This window comes from Bacillus cereus group sp. N14, from assembly GCF_016483555.1.
In the GTDB taxonomy this organism is placed as follows: Bacteria; Bacillota; Bacilli; order Bacillales; family Bacillaceae_G; genus Bacillus_A; species Bacillus_A wiedmannii.
The window spans coordinates 1-246 of record NZ_JAEHBQ010000116.1 but is presented as its reverse complement, the minus strand read 5'-3'; the positions used below and the strand labels follow the sequence as shown (position 1 = coordinate 246).

Genomic DNA, 246 nt, shown 5'->3' with positions numbered 1-246 from the left:
GATCCCCTCTTGCGAACCGGAGCAGGCGGTAGGTCATGACGGGTTCTGAGTCTGCAATGTGGCCCCCGCCTTCTGTCAGCGTCCATTTTCCTGCACCATACCGATACGCGTACTGGCTTTCGGTCACCGCTGCCATGAGCTCGGTCATTTGCTTTTCCTGGGCGAGCAGAAGATAGATGATTTCACCGGCCGGTACCAAACGGATATATTCGCCGGAGTGCCCGGCGTATTCTGGTTGTGACGGAG

The 246-nt window shown here is 57.3% G+C and carries 1 protein-coding gene; it reads right to left on the bottom strand.

The genetic code is table 11. The annotated features are described in order from the left end of the window. Positions 1-246, bottom strand: a 246-nt coding sequence (locus JDS82_RS29340; protein WP_242474952.1) for a DinB family protein, incomplete at both ends; no start/stop codon positions are given.